The 273-nt window shown below is 53.5% G+C and carries 1 protein-coding gene; it reads right to left on the bottom strand.

The window, feature by feature from the left end:
• Positions 1-273, bottom strand: a 273-nt coding sequence (locus tag ABG80_RS21195) for an NAD(P)-dependent oxidoreductase (RefSeq protein ID WP_268760926.1), incomplete at both ends; no start/stop codon positions are given.

Raw genomic sequence — 273 nt, 5'->3', positions numbered from 1 at the left:
AGACATCGGCTGCATATCCAGCTAGTTTTCCAGACGCCAGTGCTGCTATCACCGCATTCTCATCCACGACCGAGCCGCGACATGCATTGATCAGGTAGCTACCGGTTTTCATCTTGGCCAACGCGGTGGCATCGATCAGATGCAGTGTCTCTGCGGCCATCGGAACCATCGGCACGACATAATCACATTTTTCGAGCAGTTCATCGAGCGTGACGCGCTGTACGTGCCAAGCCTTTTCTTGTTCGGCATTGAGCGGAATCGGATCGCAATACA

Origin of the sequence: Aquabacterium parvum (assembly GCF_001447195.1) — a bacterium.
In the GTDB taxonomy this organism is placed as follows: Bacteria; Pseudomonadota; Gammaproteobacteria; order Burkholderiales; family Burkholderiaceae_C; genus Aquabacterium; species Aquabacterium parvum.
This window is presented reverse-complemented; position numbering and strand designations above follow the sequence as displayed.